Origin of the sequence: Brevibacillus sp. HB1.2 (assembly GCF_013332495.1) — a bacterium.
Classification (GTDB): Bacteria; Bacillota; Bacilli; order Brevibacillales; family Brevibacillaceae; genus Brevibacillus; species Brevibacillus porteri.
Genome location: NZ_JABMIU010000008.1, coordinates 120,393 through 135,978, shown reverse-complemented (window position 1 = coordinate 135,978; position 15,586 = coordinate 120,393). Strand labels below are relative to the sequence as shown.

Below are 15,586 nucleotides of genomic sequence, written 5' to 3'. Positions count from 1 at the left end.
TCCAAGAGATGGCTTCTGGCATGCTCGGAAGTCATCTTCCCCAAAAATTGATTTCGTTCGTATTGGGAGTGGATTATCGAGATGGAACAGCCAGTAAGCGTTAATGAAAAGGTATCTTTTCGGGCGTTGCTTGGTTTGAAAAGTTATCGCTATTTAATCTTTTCGCAATTTGTCTCGAACATGGGAGATGGAGTATATCGATTAGCGCTTATTTGGCTAATGAAGGTTTTGACGGAAAGTCCTTTGTTAATGGCGATTTTATTGGCAGCGGAGACCATCCCATTGATCATATTCGGATTGTTCGCGGGCGTTTTTGTTGATCGAGGAAATAAAAAGAGGATCATGGTCGTTTCGCATATATTGAGAGCTGCGCTCATTTTATGCATCGTCCTGTTGTTCTTGTTTAACATGCTGCATCCTGCTGTACTGATCATCATTGCTGTTTTGCTGACTACGGTTAGTGCCTTCTTCAGGCCAGCACTCACGGTAGCGATACGGACGCTGGTTCCCGAACAACATATGACGCAAGCCCAAAGTTTATCGCAGATGATTCAAACGATTGTCAGTTTGGCGGCTCCGGCATTGGCAGCGGGGTTGATCGCGTTTGGAATGGAATATGCTTTTATTTTGAATGTCGTCACCTATTTGTTAGGTGCACTGATTATTTTATGGATAAACGAGAAGGAGCTTGTCATTTCATCTGTCAGTGAGTTTACAGCAAGAATGATCATGACGGATTTGAAGGATGGAATCCATGCGATTACGAAGCATGATTTTTTGCGAAACTGCATGATTTATTTCACCATCCTCAATTTTTTGACGGCTCCAGAAGCGATCTTGCTGCCACTGGTCGTTACCAATGTTACCGAATTAGCCATGCTCGAGATTAGTTTTTTTATCGGGATTATGCTTGGGTCGCTATGTATTAATTATTTGAATCGATATGATGCGATTATTTACATTTGCTGCGGCATTAGTCTGTTCAGTATCGGAATCGGAATGTTTGCGTTTGGTATTCCACTTGTATGGCAAGTCATATGTGTATTCGTGAATGGGATAGGCTCGGCATTCGTCAATATCAAAATGAGCACGTTGATTACCTTGATGGTGCCTAAGGAAGTCTTGGGAAGAGCATCGAGCTTGATCAGTGTAATGGTTATGTGCGCCATGCCAGTCTCCGTATTCCTGGTAGGTCTGACTACTGGTCTTGTTTCCATCTTTACGATATTTGGAATCATTGGCGGAGCGGGACTTCTCATTGTGGTTCTTATGCTGATGAACCCACACTTGAGAATGAAAAAAGAACATCACTACGATTATGCGGAACAGAAATCAGGGGGAATCTCTCTTTAGTGCAACTCCTGGTTGGATCGTTACTCAGTCGGAAGCGAGGTGTATTTTTTGCATGAGTGTAAAATTAACGGGCAGAATTGCTTCGACACCAAGCCGTCTCTTGCATGATGAAGTATTGGAACCGCAGTTCAAATATGAAGTCGATTACTTGTTGCCTGGGTATATTCAGATTGAATTCGCCATGCTTTTGGAATATGTCAGAATGGGCTTGATTACACGACAAGACGCTTTGCTTATCGCAAAGGCACTTCAGGGTGCTACACCAGAAACAATAGCTCCTGACCCTGGACGGAACATGTCTGATATTTCTTTTGCCCTCGAGCGTTATATTGAAGGTTTACTCCCGAGACCAGTACCTTGTTGGCATATGGATCGCAGCCGCAATGATGTTCAAGCGTGCGCCCAGGTGATGTTTGGTCGTGCGCAATGGCTGGAGACGATGGGGGAATTGGGACAGCTTATTCAATCGATGCATACATTGGCTGTTCAATATCGCTCGGTTCCCATGCCAGGATATACGCATTACCAATCCGCACAGTTGATTACCCCTGGATTCTATCTTTCCTCTATTAACGGTGAATTTTTGCAAGCCATGAATCGATGGATACAAATCTATGACGACATGAACCAGTGCCCGCTTGGGGCAGGGGCCATGGCTGGAGTTGAACTGCCGTGGAACCGTCAACAGTTGTCCAAGCTGCTTGGGTTCAGACAGCCTCGAATGAGTGCGTTGTCGGCGGTCGCGTCTCGGGAATGGGTTTTGAGGATGGCAGGAGAGCTGTCCACCTTCTCGGTATTGGTCTCCCGGTTTACAACGGATTTGATTCAATGGGGCAGCAGCGAAATGAACTTCCTCCAATTGCCGGATGAGCTATCAGGTATATCTTCTGCCATGCCACAGAAAAGAAACTTCCCGATCCTGGAGCGTATCCGGGGGAAGAGTGCGCATCTAACCGGATTTTATATGGATATGGTGCTAGGTCAGCGCAATACAGCTTTCACGAATTTGGTAGAGACGTCCAAAGAGGCAGGCACTCATCTTCTGACGTTGTTTCAACAAACCAAAACGTTGTTGCGCCTGTTAAAAGCGGTGATCGATCATTTGCAATTCAATGAGGATCGTTTGCTCCATATATGTAAACGGGACTTTTTTGGAGGATTTACTCTTGCGAATTTGCTGACGTTGGAGCATGAGATTCCGTATCGCACAGCACAGGTAATCGCAGGCCGATACATCGTTAGCGCGCTGGAACACGGTGTATCGCCGGAGCCGGGAGATCCACGGCTACTCGATAACGCTTGCGCGGAAGCAGGCTTTCAAGTACCGGATACGGCTTCGCTCCTCGCTGCTTCCTTCGATGTGCAGGGGGGCTTGTACGCGAAGAAATCAACGGGCTCCACGAACCCGGAGGAAGTACAGCAGATGCTGAGTGCACAGAGGGAGCATGTAGAGAAGCTGCAACGGGAGTGGCAGGATCGACAAGAGCAATTGCAGGCGATCGAAGAAAGGCGGGAGAGGTTCATGAAGAGGTTTCTTTCTGGCAAGCAAGGGAAGGATGTGAGCATAGATGCGGTATGAACAGCTGGCAGATACTATCGGGGATACCCCTCTAGTCAAGCTGAGGCTTGATGAAGGAGCAGTCGGTTCTGTATATGCAAAGCTCGAGTTAATGAACCCGTTCGGTATGAAGGATCGCGTAGCCAAGCAATCGGTCTTGGCAGCGATACAGTCAGGAGAGCTTCAGGCGGGCATGCCGATTATCGAAAGCTCGTCAGGAACGTTGGCGTGTGGCTTGGCCTTGGTTGGGCGCCAATTGGGGCATGACGTACACATCGTGACTGATCCGAGAATTGACCCGATTACCTATGCCAAGTTGACCTCGCTTGGCTGCCATGTTCATGTAGTTTCGCAGATGGGAAAACAAGGGTGGCAAAGCGCCAGACTGGACCGACTCCAAGAATTAATGAGGGAGTATCCAGGAGCGTTCTGGCCTCGACAATACGATAATCCGGAAAATCCGCGTGCATATGCTGCGCTGGCCTCCGAGTTGATGCAAGACCTCGAACGAATTGATGTGCTTGTTGGTGCAGTCGGCAGCGGAGGCTCCTTGTCCGGGACCGCCAGAGAGCTGAAGCGTCATTATAAGGAGCTGCGCGTCGTAGCGGTTGATGCAGCGGGGAGTGTGATATTCGGACAGCCCGATCAGCCTACGCGTCTACAGGGTGGCTTGGGAAACAGTTTGGTCGCCAAGAATGTAGATTTTTCCATGATCGATGAAGTTCATTGGTTGAACGATGCGGAGGCATTTGCGGCTACGCTGCAGTTGGCCCGTAATGAGCATATTTTTGCTGGCAACAGCTCGGGTTCCGTGTATGCCGTAGCCAATTGGTTAGCGAGCCAAGTCGGGAGTGAGTGCAATATCGTGGCCATATTGCCGGATCGAGGGGATCGGTATGTCGATACGATCTATAGCGACTCCTACCGTGAGAGCAAAGGTCTGATGCAAACGAACCTGCCAGACACGCCGCAATGTGTGGAACCAAAGACAGTCGTGACTAGCTGGTCCTATTCTAAATTAATGGGGATGTATCCGAATGAACAAACACTTTCTGTTCGTTGAAGCGAATACGACGGGGACAGGTATGCTCGCTATTAAAAAGGCGCGCGAATTGGGGTTTACGCCCGTATTTTTCACAGAGAAGCCTGAACGTTACCACGGTTTGAATGAGTTGGAATGTCATGTAGTCGTGACAGATACGAATTCCCAAGCAGAGCTGACTGACAGTGTAGCACAAGTGAGTAAGGAAGGCAGAGAGATAGCCGGAATCATGTCGACAAGCGACTATTACCTCGAATCGGTAGCCAAGCTGGCCCGGAAATTCGGTTGGACAGGCAATTCTCTGGAGGCGATTGAGACCTGCCGAAATAAAGCGATGTTTCGCGAGAAGCTTCAGGGGCATCAAGTGTCTCAACCTGAATTTATGGCAATAGGCTCTATGGAGGCATTGATGGAAGCGCGCTCTTCCATTTCCCTGCCCTGCGTGGTGAAGCCCGCTGATGATAGCGGATCAAATAACGTACGGCTGTGCTTTAGCTGGGATGAAGTGGAGCATATGGCAGCGGAAATTCTTGCGATCACGTACAATGCGCGCGGCCAGGAAACAGCACGAACAGTTCTTCTGGAGCAGTATGTCGAGGGCCCTGAATTTAGCGTGGAGACGTTCTCGTGGCAAGGGCAATGCTTTGTCATCGGGATTACCCAGAAACGGTTAACAGGATATCCATTTTTCGTGGAAGCAGGGCATATTTTCCCTGCACCGCTGTCGGCAGAAGATAAGCAGGAGATTGAGAGAACAGTGGAAAGGGCGTTAGCGGCGGTGAACTACCAGTTCGGTGCTGCCCATACAGAAGTGAAGTGGACATCAGCAGGCTGTGTTGTCATCGAGGTCAACGCAAGGCTTGCCGGTGGAATGATTCCAGAGCTGGTTCGCCGTTCAACAGGGATTGATCTGCTTTTGCAACAGATTCGGTGTGCGGCTGGACTTGCGCCTGAATTGTCTCAAACAGTCGAAGTGCAACGATATGCAGGCATTCATTTTCTCGTGTCTGAGAGTCAGGGAACCTTTAGCAGGATACATGGAATGGATACCGTTCGCAACCTGCCGGGGATTGCTGAAGTAGCGATTCATGCAAAAATTGGTCAAAACGTCCAACCGCCGCAAAATTTCTCGCATCGTCTCGGCTATGTCATCGTGGAAGGGAAGCATTACAGCGAGACCGCTGAGCTGATCCAACAGGTAAATGACAACCTAAAGGTACAAGTAGTTCAGCAATTGGAGAGTGGGGTATGAAACCGTTGATCGAATTGAGAAGCGATACATTCACTTTGCCGACAAGTCAGATGATGGATGCCATTCAAGAGGCGGTACTCGGTGACGATGTGTATGGGGAAGATCCTACGGTTCGCCAATTGGAGCAAGAAGCGGCCCAAAAGCTGGGCAAGGAGGCAGCCATTCTCATGCCAAGTGGAACGATGGCCAATCTGGCATCCTTAATGGCGCATTGTCCTCGCGGTTCCAAAGTAATTGTAGGCAATGAGACCGACATTTACATCTATGAAGCGGGTGGCGCGGCTGTGTGCGGCGGTATTATGTACGAACCGATTCCGACGCAGCCAGATGGGAGGCTGGACATCTCAGATATGGAGCGGGTCTTTCCGTTGGAGCCAGAAGATCCACAATTCGCATTGCCCTCCCTGATCTGCTTGGAAAACCCGCATAACCGAATGGGGGGACGTGTCCTACCGCTGTCTTATTTGGCAGAGGTTCGCGCATTTGCAAACGAAAAGGGTGTGCCTGTTCATATGGACGGTGCGCGTTTGTTCAATGCGGCAGTTGCTCTTGACGTGGATGCGGCTGAGATTGCGCGTTATGCGGATTCCGTGCAAATATGTTTGTCGAAAGGGTTGTCAGCACCGATTGGTTCCCTTGTCGTCGGGTCAAAAGATTTTATTCAGAAAGTGTATCGTCTTCGCAAAATGCTGGGTGGCGGTATGCGCCAGGCTGGGATTATTGCAGCGCCAGGTCTGGTTGCCTTGCAGCAGATGACGGATCGATTGGCAGTCGATCACGCAAACGCCCTTCGCTTAGTGCGTGGTCTTGCGGAGATTCCAGGAATCGTGACGCATGTGGAAGATGTAGAGACCAATATTGTGTTCTTCCGGATAGAACACCCAATCCATACGTGGCAGACCTTCATAGAAGCAGCGCAAGCACATGGGCTGCGAGTAGCTGAGCTCGGTCACGGCCGAATTCGAGCGGTGACGCATTCCGGTATTGAGACGGCGGATATCGACAAGGCGCTAAGCATTGTACGTGAACTGTTACAGTTCCAAACGGTGTAGAGCAAACATGTACGCTCCCCCTTCATTAAGAAGGGGGATTTATTATGAAGGTTTATAAAAGAATATAAAATCATCTGATTTTTTTAAATATTTTAAAGGGAAAATATTTTCAAATAACAGAAAATTATTTAATATTAAAAAGACAGGCCTTGGGATGAATTGCCCATTATGGAAAAGGCTTGAAAAACATGTGAAAGAGGGGGAATTGATTTGAAAAAAGGGAAAGGTTGGTTGAAGCCGTTGGCGTTGCTCTCGTTAACCGGCGCGCTGTTGGTCGGTTGCTCAAGCGGGAACAATGCTTCGCCAGGAACTGCAACACCAGCACCAACAAAGAAACCGGTGGAGCAGGTGGCTCCTCAGGCGACCAGTACGGATGATGAGAAGCCAATAGACGGTGGAACGTTCACGCATTCTACGACGTCTGACATCGTCACGATCAATCCGATTTTCGGAAATGACACGGCATCTGGCGACGTTATGGAGTACACCCAGGCGTATTTGTACAATCGAAACCCAGCTTTTGATTTAGCGGTTTACCCTTGGTCCCTTGCAGCTGAGTTGCCGAAAGTAAGCGAAGATGGCCTCACCTATACAATCAAAATGAAGAATCATGCGAAATGGTCGGATGGAACGCCAATCACGGCTGACGACTTGATTTTTACCATTAATGCCATCAAAACTCCTGAGACTGGATCACCAGAAATTACGAAATACGACAAAGTTAAAGAGATGAAAAAACTGGATGATTACACCGTAGAAATCAAATTGACTCAATTGTACGCTCCGTTTGCTTTTGGATTAATGCAAAAGTTGGCACCAGCCCACGTGTTGAAAGACGTACCGTTTAAAGAATTGCAAGCACATTCTTACGGAAAAGATCCAGCCAAGACACCTACTTCTGGACCGTACAAATGGTCAGAGTGGAAACAAAAGGAATTCCATGTGCTAGATGCTAACCCAGATTACTGGGGAGAAAAGAAGCCGCATATCCAAAAGGTTGTGTACAAAATCTATGCGGATCAAAACACACAAGTACAGGCTCTGATGAAAGGTGACGTTGACTTGGTAGATTCCATTCCTGTCACACAGCTCGAAGCGGTGAAGGCGAAAGGAACGATCAATATCTCGACGGAGCCAGGTCCTAGCTATGAATACTTTGCCTTCAACTTCGACAAGAAGAACTTCCCGAACAACTACGGGTTGTTTGAAGGTCAAAAAACGCGTCAGGCCATTGCCCACGCTATCAATCGTCAAGGTATTATCGACAATATCTTGAAAGGAACCGGAAAAATTATGGATGCACCGTTCCTGCCAGGTACATGGGCAGACCCGGGCGATGCAGCAGTCCATTACGAATATAGTGCAGAGAAAGCAAAACAATTGCTGAAAGAAGACGGATGGGTAGCCGGGTCAGATGGAATCCTTGCCAAAGACGGCAATCGGTTCTCCTTTGAATTCATTTTCAACTCGGGGAACAGTCGTCGTGAACAGGCAGCAGTCGTTATTCAGCAAAACCTGAAAGAGATCGGAATTGAAGCGAAGCCAAAAGCATTAGACTTCTCGGCTCTTGTCGATCAGTATGCCAACCCTGGTAAATTCCAGGTTCTGTTACTCGGATGGCAATTGTCTGACCCAGATCCGGATGGCATTTCTACTTTCGGGAAAAAGGCATTCCCGCCTGGCAACAACGCTGGCTGGTACGACAATCCGAAGCTGGATGCGCTCTGGGAAAAAGCTGTATCCACGGTTAAAAAAGAGGAGCGCGCAGCGATCTATAAAGAAGTCGGAAAAGAAATTTCGACGAACCTGCCATACGTATTCATGTATCAGTACGGAACGCCACGAGGCATGACCTCTCGCGTCAAATATAAGGATGAGTTTAAACCAGTATCCATGATTCCATATGGGGAGACCTTTGGCTTCCTGAACTGGTGGATCGACGATACCAAAAAATAAGCTCGGCTGGTAGCGGTTAGCAAAATGAAAAGGGGGAAGGGCAGCCTTATGTCCCTTCCCCTTTCAAACGAAAGGAGGATGCTGATTGACTGAATATTTAGTACGCCGCGTACTACAAGCCGTGCTTGTTTTATTTTTGATCACAGTGGTATCGTTCGGACTCATGCATGCAGCACCCGGAGGACCGCTAAAAGTCATGCTCTCACCGGGAATGTCTCCTGAAGCACAGCTCATCCAAATGAAGAATATGGGGTTGGATCAGCCAGTCTATATTCAATACATGAAATGGGTCGGTAATTTGCTGCAAGGAGATTTGGGCCATACCTTTAAAAATAACGTTCCTGTTGGTGATATTTTGTGGCCGACGGTTTGGAATACGTTTGTGCTCATGTCTGTAGCGTGGGGGCTTTCCATGCTGATCGCCATCCCGTGGGGGATCTACAACAGCACAAAGCAATACGGTCTATCTGACCAGATCGCCTCCATCGTTGCCTATCTCGGATTCGCGATGCCGACCTTCTGGTTTGGGATTATGCTACAGCAGTATTTCGCGATGCAGCTGAATCTGCTCCCACTATCTGACATGTACACGATGGGGAATGAGGGACAAGTAAGCGACCTCATTTTGCACTTGATTCTCCCTGTTACGGTGTTAACACTGGTGAACATTGCAGCCTATGTCAAATATACGCGCGCCAGTATGCTAGAGGTTTTGGAGCAAGACTATATTCGGACGGCACGTGCCAAGGGGATGAAGGAAAGACGCGTTATTTTCCGCCATGCTCTGCGGAACGCACTGATTCCTGTTGTAACGATCATCGGATTGGATTTGCCGACTCTGGTAGCAGGTGCAGCATTGACAGAGAGTGTATTTAACTGGCCAGGCATGGGGCGTCTGTTTGTGGAAATGGCTGTTGCGCGTGAATACTCTGTGTTGATGTCGATCACGTTGCTGATTTCCCTGATGGTAATTATCGGAAACCTGCTTGCCGATTTAATCTACGCACTGGTTGACCCACGAGTGCAGCTTGGACGCAAAGGAGGCAGGGCAGCATGAGTCAAGTACAGCTTCAAGATGACACTGTCGTTGAAACGAATCGACCGGGTGGACATCTCCCGACGAATCCTGTTGGTCAAAAACCTCCTGGGCTCTTTGCAACAGCGGGCAAAAAGTTTATGCGAAATCCATATGCTGTTGGTGGGCTGATCGTACTGTTGTTTTTTATTGGGATTGCTGTGTTTGCCGATTGGGTTGCACCGCATGATCCGGCAAAGGTTGATTTTATGATTACCAATCTGCCTCCTGGAACAGAAGGGCATGTGCTCGGAACAGACGAGCTCGGTCGTGATATTTTGTCCCGCCTCATTCATAGCAGCCGGGTGTCCATGCTGGTCGGCTTCAGCGTTGCTTTTGCTGCGGTTGTCATTGGGACACTGATTGGAGCGATTTCTGGTTATTTCGGCGGCTGGATTGATACATGCTTCATGCGTCTCGTTGACGTGATGAACTCCATTCCGAGTCTGTTCTTTAACATTCTAGTTCTGGCTCTCTTCGGAGCGGAATTTATCTACATGATCCTGATTTTGTCGCTGACGAGCTGGACAAGTGTGGCACGTCTGGTGCGCGGGCAGTTCCTACAGCTACGGGAAATGCAGTATGTAGAAGCAGCGAGAGCGATCGGCGTTTCGCACTGGGGCATTATTACGCGCCACCTGGTACGCAATGCAATGGCTCCCATCATTGTGTACGCGACTCTCATGGTTGGCTCGGCCATTCTGTCAGAGTCAGGTCTTTCTTATTTAGGCTTGGGGATTCAACCGCCTGAAACAAGCTGGGGGTTAATGCTGAGCAAGGCACAGGAATTCATGCTGGTCGATCCTTTGCAAGCACTTTATCCTGGTCTTTGTATTTTGCTCGTGGTGCTAGCGGTTAACTTCGTCGGAGACGGCATCCGCGATGCATTCGACCCACGGAAGAAAAAGAAGAACCCGAAAAGGAGGCTGAACAAGTGGAACGCAACATCCTCGAAATAAAAAATTTGACCACTTGCTTCTTTACGGATGACGGTACGGTCAAGGCTACGGATCGAGTGAGTATCAACGTTGGCAAAGGACAGACGGTGTGCCTGGTAGGGGAATCCGGCAGTGGAAAAAGTGTGACGTCACTTGCGGTCATGCGACTGATTGATTATGCGGGCGGATTTATTCAGAGTGGGAACGTCATGTTTCACGGTCAGGATCTGGCGGCAAAGGACTTGGATGAAATGATGCACATTCGCGGGAACAAAATCGCGATGATCTTCCAAGACCCGATGTCGGCTCTCAATCCGGTGTTTACGGTAGGCGATCAAATTGCGGAGAGCTTGATGCTGCATCAAAATATGAGCAAGGTAGATGCGTTCAAAAAAGCGATCGAGATGCTTCGTCTGGTTGGGATCCCAGCGCCGGAAGTACGAGTGAAACAGTACCCGCACGAAATGTCTGGTGGGATGTGCCAGCGTGTTGTCATCGCGATGGCCTTGGCCTGCAAACCGGAAATGCTGATAGCAGACGAGCCAACTACTGCTCTTGATGTAACGGTTCAGGCGCAAATTTTGGATTTGCTCAGACGGCTGCAAAAGGAATTGGGCATGTCAATATTACTGATCACCCATGACATGGGGGTAGCAGCAGAGATGGCGGATCGTATCGCGGTGATGTATGCAGGAACGATTGTGGAGGAAGGAACGGTCGAACGCATATTTGACGAGCCCCGGCATCCTTACACGATCGGCTTGCTACAGTCTATTCCCGGATTTGAAGGGGAGCGCGGCGGAGAATTGTACACCATCCAAGGTACCATCCCGAGCATTACCCAATTGCCGACGGGCTGCCGTTTTCACCCGCGTTGTCCGCATGCGATCGACAAATGCCGAAAAGAGGAACCCATCTTGCGCGAGGTTGTTACGGGACAACAAGTGGCTTGCTGGTTGAATGAAGATGTCAGCAATCACTTCAGAATAAATCAGCGTGCCAATGCAGTCGCTGGAAGCAAAGCAGAGGTGAACCGCCAATGAACCGGGAATATTTGATCGAAGCAAAACAAATCAAAAAGTATTTTCCGATTAAGGCTGGCCTATTGAGCCGTGTCATCGGTCATGTAAAAGCCGTAGATGATGTATCTTTCGGAATTCGGCCAGGGGAGACATTCGGTCTCGTAGGAGAATCAGGCTGCGGGAAGTCGACGTTGGGGCGTGTTGTGCTGAATTTGCAAGGGGCGACGAGCGGAGAAGTGCTGTTTGACGGAACCAATATCCATGAGGTGAACAGACAAGAGAATTTGAAGCTGAGACGGGATATGCAGATTATATTTCAAGACCCATTTGGTTCGTTGAATCCGCGATTCTTGGTAAGTGATATTATTGGAGAGCCGTTACGGGTTCATCTGCGTGCATCTGCAAAGGAAATAGATGAGCGGGTAGTCGAGCTGATGAGTCTGGTGGGACTCGATCCTTCGAGGAGAAATCGGTATCCGCATGAGTTTTCCGGCGGACAGCGGCAACGGATCGGTATTGCGCGGTCGATTGCCCTCTCTCCACGGTTTATTGTGGCGGATGAAGCTGTTTCTGCACTGGATGTGTCCGTACAGTCACAGGTTTTGAACCTGATGATGAAATTACAAAAAGAGATGGGGCTGACCTATCTATTTATCGCGCATGGTCTGAATGTGGTACGCCATATTTCTGATCGGGTAGGCGTGATGTACTTGGGGAAAATGGTGGAGATTGCACGAACGGATGACTTGTTTGCACAGCCACTGCATCCGTATACGGCGGCATTGTTGTCGGCGATTCCGAAGCCTACTCCGCATCGGCGACAAGAGCGGATCGTCCTGCAAGGGGATGTACCATCTCCGGCCAATCCGCCGTCAGGTTGTCGTTTTCATCCTCGTTGTCCAATGGCGCAGGAGAGATGCAGCAAGGAGATTCCCGAGCTCATTGAGGTTGGGCAGGATCGGCAGGTCGCGTGTCATTTTCCTTTAGCATAGAGAGAGAAAGAGCCACCCGAGATGGGTGGCTTCTTCTATTCTCAAAACAACTCGATAACGGTAATACTGACATTGGCTGTTTGGGGAGGGAATGGTTCTGCAAAAAAGACCGTTCCGATGATTGCTGCCACGAGGTTAAGGACACTGGGTGCCCCAGCAGGAGTCGTTATGATAGCGGAATAGGTGGAGGCTAGGGGTGTTTTCGCAATAGTCGTATATCCAGAGCCTGGAACCGGAGCTCCATTCAGTGTGAGAAAGATGGCAGGAGGTGTGTTATTCGTCATATTGACTGAATGAGTGACAAAGTAAGTATGGCCACCTGCCAGTACGATATCAGGTGAGCCCGCAACATGGGTAATATCTGTTCCCGTTATGACGCCGTTGTTACTGAGGGCGACAGGCTGATTAGCAAAGGTTGTTATAATCGTAGTCAAATTATAGACATGCGCACTATTGGTCAGTTGTGGTCCTGTAGCGCCAGTGGCTCCGGCTGTCCCGGTGGCCCCGGTGGCCCCGGTGGCCCCGGTTGCGCCAGTGGCTCCAATTGTCCCAGTAGCTCCGGTATCCCCAGTAGCTCCGGTAGTCCCAGTAGCTCCGGTAGTCCCAGTGACTCCGGTTGCCCCAGTAGCTCCGGTTTCCCCAGTAGGTCCACCTGCCAGACCAGTAACCCCTGGAATCGTACGAAGAATAGATGGAAGCTTTTCCCCTTCCGCGTTAATGACATGTCCTAACGCCAGCTCTTCTATAGCAATAGAGGACAATAGCATATTAATCGCGTCATCACGTGTGAGTGTTATGGTTGGAGTAATATTCGGCAAATTTGCTTGTGACACGGTTCTCCCTCCTGGAAATCATAAATAAAACTCGTCCCATTGTTCATATATGTTTGATATATAATTTTCCAAAAATTACATATATATCTAGAAAAAGTGGGTTTGTTTTGGTATATATAAATCAGTGTTGTCGGATTGTATCGGAATGGGGGATATCTCCGCTATGGTTATATTAGGCTATGAACGGGAGGCATGCATGGTGCAACATAAAGGAAAATGGATAATCACCATTGCGATGGCAGTGTGTCTGATTGTGGTCTTTGGTTTTGGCAGTCAACAAACAATGGCGACTGCGCCAACCAAAAAACCAGTGATAAATGTTTTTGGCAGCGATCCTGTCAATATCAATTCACACCGAAGCTTTGTCGCCGTTCAAGGAGAGTGGATTTTTTATAACAACGATGGCTTATACAAAATCAAAAAGGATGGAAGCTCCCTTCAAAAGTTGAGCAGTGATTGGGCCGATAATCTGAATGTGGTAGGTGACTGGATTTACTATACGCGCAATAAGCCTTTTAAAGAAATCTATCAGATTGAGATGCCCGCTTACGATATCAATGGTACGTATGAAGATGTGATGGAGCTCATGAAAATTAAGACAGATGGCAGTTCGAAAACAGTTATCAAGAGCAGTAGTCTTACGGAAGGGGACCCCAATAACGTACAGAAATTGTATGTAGTGGGAGATATCATTTATTACGCGGATGATTCCGGTCGTTTGTACAGGATGGACATGAACGGCAAAAATCAAAAGAAGCTGCTTGATGATTTTGAGGAAGTTTATTTCTATCAGGATTGGATTTTTTACACCAATAAGAGTGGTCAACTATGCAAAATGAAGCGGAATGGAACGCAGAAAAAGGTAGTAAGCAAAGACAAAGAACTGACCCTTATCGGTCTGTCTGGTGATTTCATTTACTACACAAAATGGGTAAACGATACAGGCGTCGTCGATGTTTATAAAATCGGACTAAAGGATGGGAAAACCGCTCTCGTCAAGAAAGGGTTGCCTCCAGCAGAAAATCCGATCATTGTCGCTGGGAAGCATCTATACTACATCTCAGAAATAAAGGACGCACATACGGTAGGCAGAATGAATATGGCGGACGGCAAGACAACCCCGCTGTATCCATTAGGTAGCATTTCCAGTCAAGCAATAAACATCGGGGGAGATTTCATCTTTTTTTACGACTCTCAAGCTTCCGATCATGATAAAAAAGAACTATTCAAAGTGAAGATGGGCGAAAACAAAGTGGAAAAGGTAACCCCAAAGGCGAAGTAAGGATAAGAGCCACCCCCAAGACGGGTGGCTCTATTATTATGGGCTAATTCCTCGGGGCATGAAGCTGACTTCTTTTTCTCTCCCAGTTCTTGTACAAAAGCACGGAGCCAAACAAGAATATGGAAGCAACGAGCGCACTGACGGGCAGCATGACTACAATTTCATCAGGGAAGACAAAAGGAAGCAGTGGAAAAGCGTATGCTGCCGGGACACGCATACCTAGGATACGTAACAAAATAAGCACCAAAATCATATCAAGCAAAGTGACTAACACCCACGAATCAATCGCGAAGGATAGCAGCGTTCCAACTGTAGCCGATATGGTTAACACCAGGCCCAGCTTAAAGGCCATCTTGCCATTGAACATCGGCTTGTGAAGAGATTCATAGACAACGACGAGTATGGGCGGAATAACTGCTACCTGTGGGTAACCAGCCATCCAACATAAACCGATCCACACGAATATCAAAATCAAGAACACGAGCATATACTGATACGGTATCTTCACTTTCTTCTCCAGGCCGTCATTCCATTTGAAGGCGAGAACGCCGAGCATGATGAGAAAGGAAAAAATGACGACGGAGATCATAAAAGACCATTCAACGGCATTCGTGACCAGAGGTAATAAGCCAGTGGCAAGGGATGGTCCAAAATTCGATTGGATGATTCGTAAAAAGAGCATCATGAGTACGAGTGTGATGCTGACTTTTCCAAGGTATGGCAAGTCTACTTGATTTATCGCAAATCCGATTGCAGCCGTAATCGACGGAGCCACAAAAATTCTAGAGGGCTGTCTGATCCATCCTGGTTCTCGGTATACCCATATGCCAATCGCCATCGCTGCAATTTCTGGTAGAATCACTTCGGGATCATCGAGTATGACGGAAGCGGCTACCATGAGCAAGATAAGCGCTATGGCAATGATATAGGAAAGAATGGTTTCATTCTTCGCTATCACTGAATTCATTCTGACTAACTCCTTTTCGTTCGGATTATCCTTTATTATGGCAAGAATTGAGGAAGTCAATTGTGCCAATGGGAGCAACATTGTCTGTAACAAAACCGTCACTAACAGTGGAAAAGCAGCACCCAGAAGAGGGTCTAAACAAAATCAGAACGGCATAAGGTATGGGGTATTAGCAAGATAGTTGGAAGGTCATGATGAGCATTCCGTGTTTGATAGCGGTGAAAAATGGGCAGACCAATAAGGGAGCATTACGTTACGAATTAC

13 protein-coding genes are annotated in these 15,586 nt (G+C 48.1%); 11 read left to right on the top strand and 2 right to left on the bottom strand.

What is annotated here, in order from left to right:
• Window positions 1–81 precede the first annotated feature (81 nt).
• The 10 genes from HPY28_RS19030 (at window position 82) to HPY28_RS18985 (ending at window position 12,240) form a co-directional block, all read left to right on the top strand.
• A complete protein-coding gene (locus HPY28_RS19030; protein ID WP_017251709.1) occupies window positions 82–1,353 on the top strand; it encodes an MFS transporter in 1,272 nt (423 codons plus the stop codon).
• A gap of 52 nt (window positions 1,354–1,405) precedes the next feature.
• A complete protein-coding gene (locus tag HPY28_RS19025) occupies window positions 1,406–2,932 on the top strand; it encodes an argininosuccinate lyase (RefSeq protein WP_174231168.1) in 1,527 nt (508 codons plus the stop codon).
• Window positions 2,922–3,974, top strand: coding sequence for a PLP-dependent cysteine synthase family protein (locus HPY28_RS19020; protein WP_174231167.1), 1,053 nt, complete (start codon window positions 2,922–2,924; stop codon window positions 3,972–3,974). The genes HPY28_RS19025 and HPY28_RS19020 overlap by 11 nt, the downstream gene beginning before the upstream one ends.
• Window positions 3,949–5,205 (top strand): ATP-grasp domain-containing protein, encoded by a 1,257-nt coding sequence (locus HPY28_RS19015; RefSeq protein ID WP_174231166.1) that lies wholly within the window; start codon window positions 3,949–3,951, stop codon window positions 5,203–5,205. The genes HPY28_RS19020 and HPY28_RS19015 overlap by 26 nt, the downstream gene beginning before the upstream one ends.
• The gene (gene ltaE, locus HPY28_RS19010; protein ID WP_174226154.1) at window positions 5,202–6,257 is read left to right on the top strand and encodes a low-specificity L-threonine aldolase; all 1,056 of its coding nucleotides are present in this window, start codon (window positions 5,202–5,204) and stop codon (window positions 6,255–6,257) included. The genes HPY28_RS19015 and ltaE overlap by 4 nt, the downstream gene beginning before the upstream one ends.
• Window positions 6,258–6,467: 210 nt before the next feature.
• Complete coding sequence (locus HPY28_RS19005; RefSeq protein WP_017251714.1) at window positions 6,468–8,213, top strand: peptide-binding protein; 1,746 nt, start codon at window positions 6,468–6,470, stop codon at window positions 8,211–8,213.
• A gap of 85 nt (window positions 8,214–8,298) precedes the next feature.
• Window positions 8,299–9,270 (top strand): ABC transporter permease, encoded by a 972-nt coding sequence (locus tag HPY28_RS19000; protein ID WP_017251715.1) that lies wholly within the window; start codon window positions 8,299–8,301, stop codon window positions 9,268–9,270.
• Entirely contained in the window at window positions 9,267–10,247 is a 981-nt protein-coding gene (locus HPY28_RS18995; RefSeq protein ID WP_017251716.1) for an ABC transporter permease, read from the top strand. The genes HPY28_RS19000 and HPY28_RS18995 overlap by 4 nt, the downstream gene beginning before the upstream one ends.
• Window positions 10,223–11,269 (top strand): ABC transporter ATP-binding protein, encoded by a 1,047-nt coding sequence (locus tag HPY28_RS18990; RefSeq protein WP_017251717.1) that lies wholly within the window; start codon window positions 10,223–10,225, stop codon window positions 11,267–11,269. The genes HPY28_RS18995 and HPY28_RS18990 overlap by 25 nt, the downstream gene beginning before the upstream one ends.
• Window positions 11,266–12,240 carry an ABC transporter ATP-binding protein gene (locus HPY28_RS18985; RefSeq protein WP_017251718.1) on the top strand — a complete coding sequence of 325 codons (975 nt, stop codon included), beginning with the start codon at window positions 11,266–11,268 and terminating at the stop codon, window positions 12,238–12,240. Before HPY28_RS18990 ends, HPY28_RS18985 begins: the two co-directional genes overlap by 4 nt.
• 41 nt (window positions 12,241–12,281) lie before the next feature.
• Here HPY28_RS18985 and HPY28_RS30515 read toward each other — a convergent pair whose 3' ends face one another.
• On the bottom strand, window positions 12,282–13,073 hold the full coding sequence (locus HPY28_RS30515; RefSeq protein WP_371813510.1) for an alpha-helical endospore appendage domain-containing protein: 792 nt from the start codon (window positions 13,071–13,073) through the stop codon (window positions 12,282–12,284).
• A 196-nt stretch (window positions 13,074–13,269) separates the two neighbouring features.
• On the opposite strand from HPY28_RS30515, the gene HPY28_RS18975 reads away from it, so the two are divergent.
• Window positions 13,270–14,355 (top strand): DUF5050 domain-containing protein, encoded by a 1,086-nt coding sequence (locus HPY28_RS18975; protein ID WP_174231165.1) that lies wholly within the window; start codon window positions 13,270–13,272, stop codon window positions 14,353–14,355.
• Window positions 14,356–14,398: 43 nt separating this feature from the next.
• Here HPY28_RS18975 and HPY28_RS18970 read toward each other — a convergent pair whose 3' ends face one another.
• Window positions 14,399–15,322 carry a hypothetical protein gene (locus HPY28_RS18970; protein WP_173623888.1) on the bottom strand — a complete coding sequence of 308 codons (924 nt, stop codon included), beginning with the start codon at window positions 15,320–15,322 and terminating at the stop codon, window positions 14,399–14,401.
• Between the last annotated feature and the right edge of the window lie 264 nt (window positions 15,323–15,586).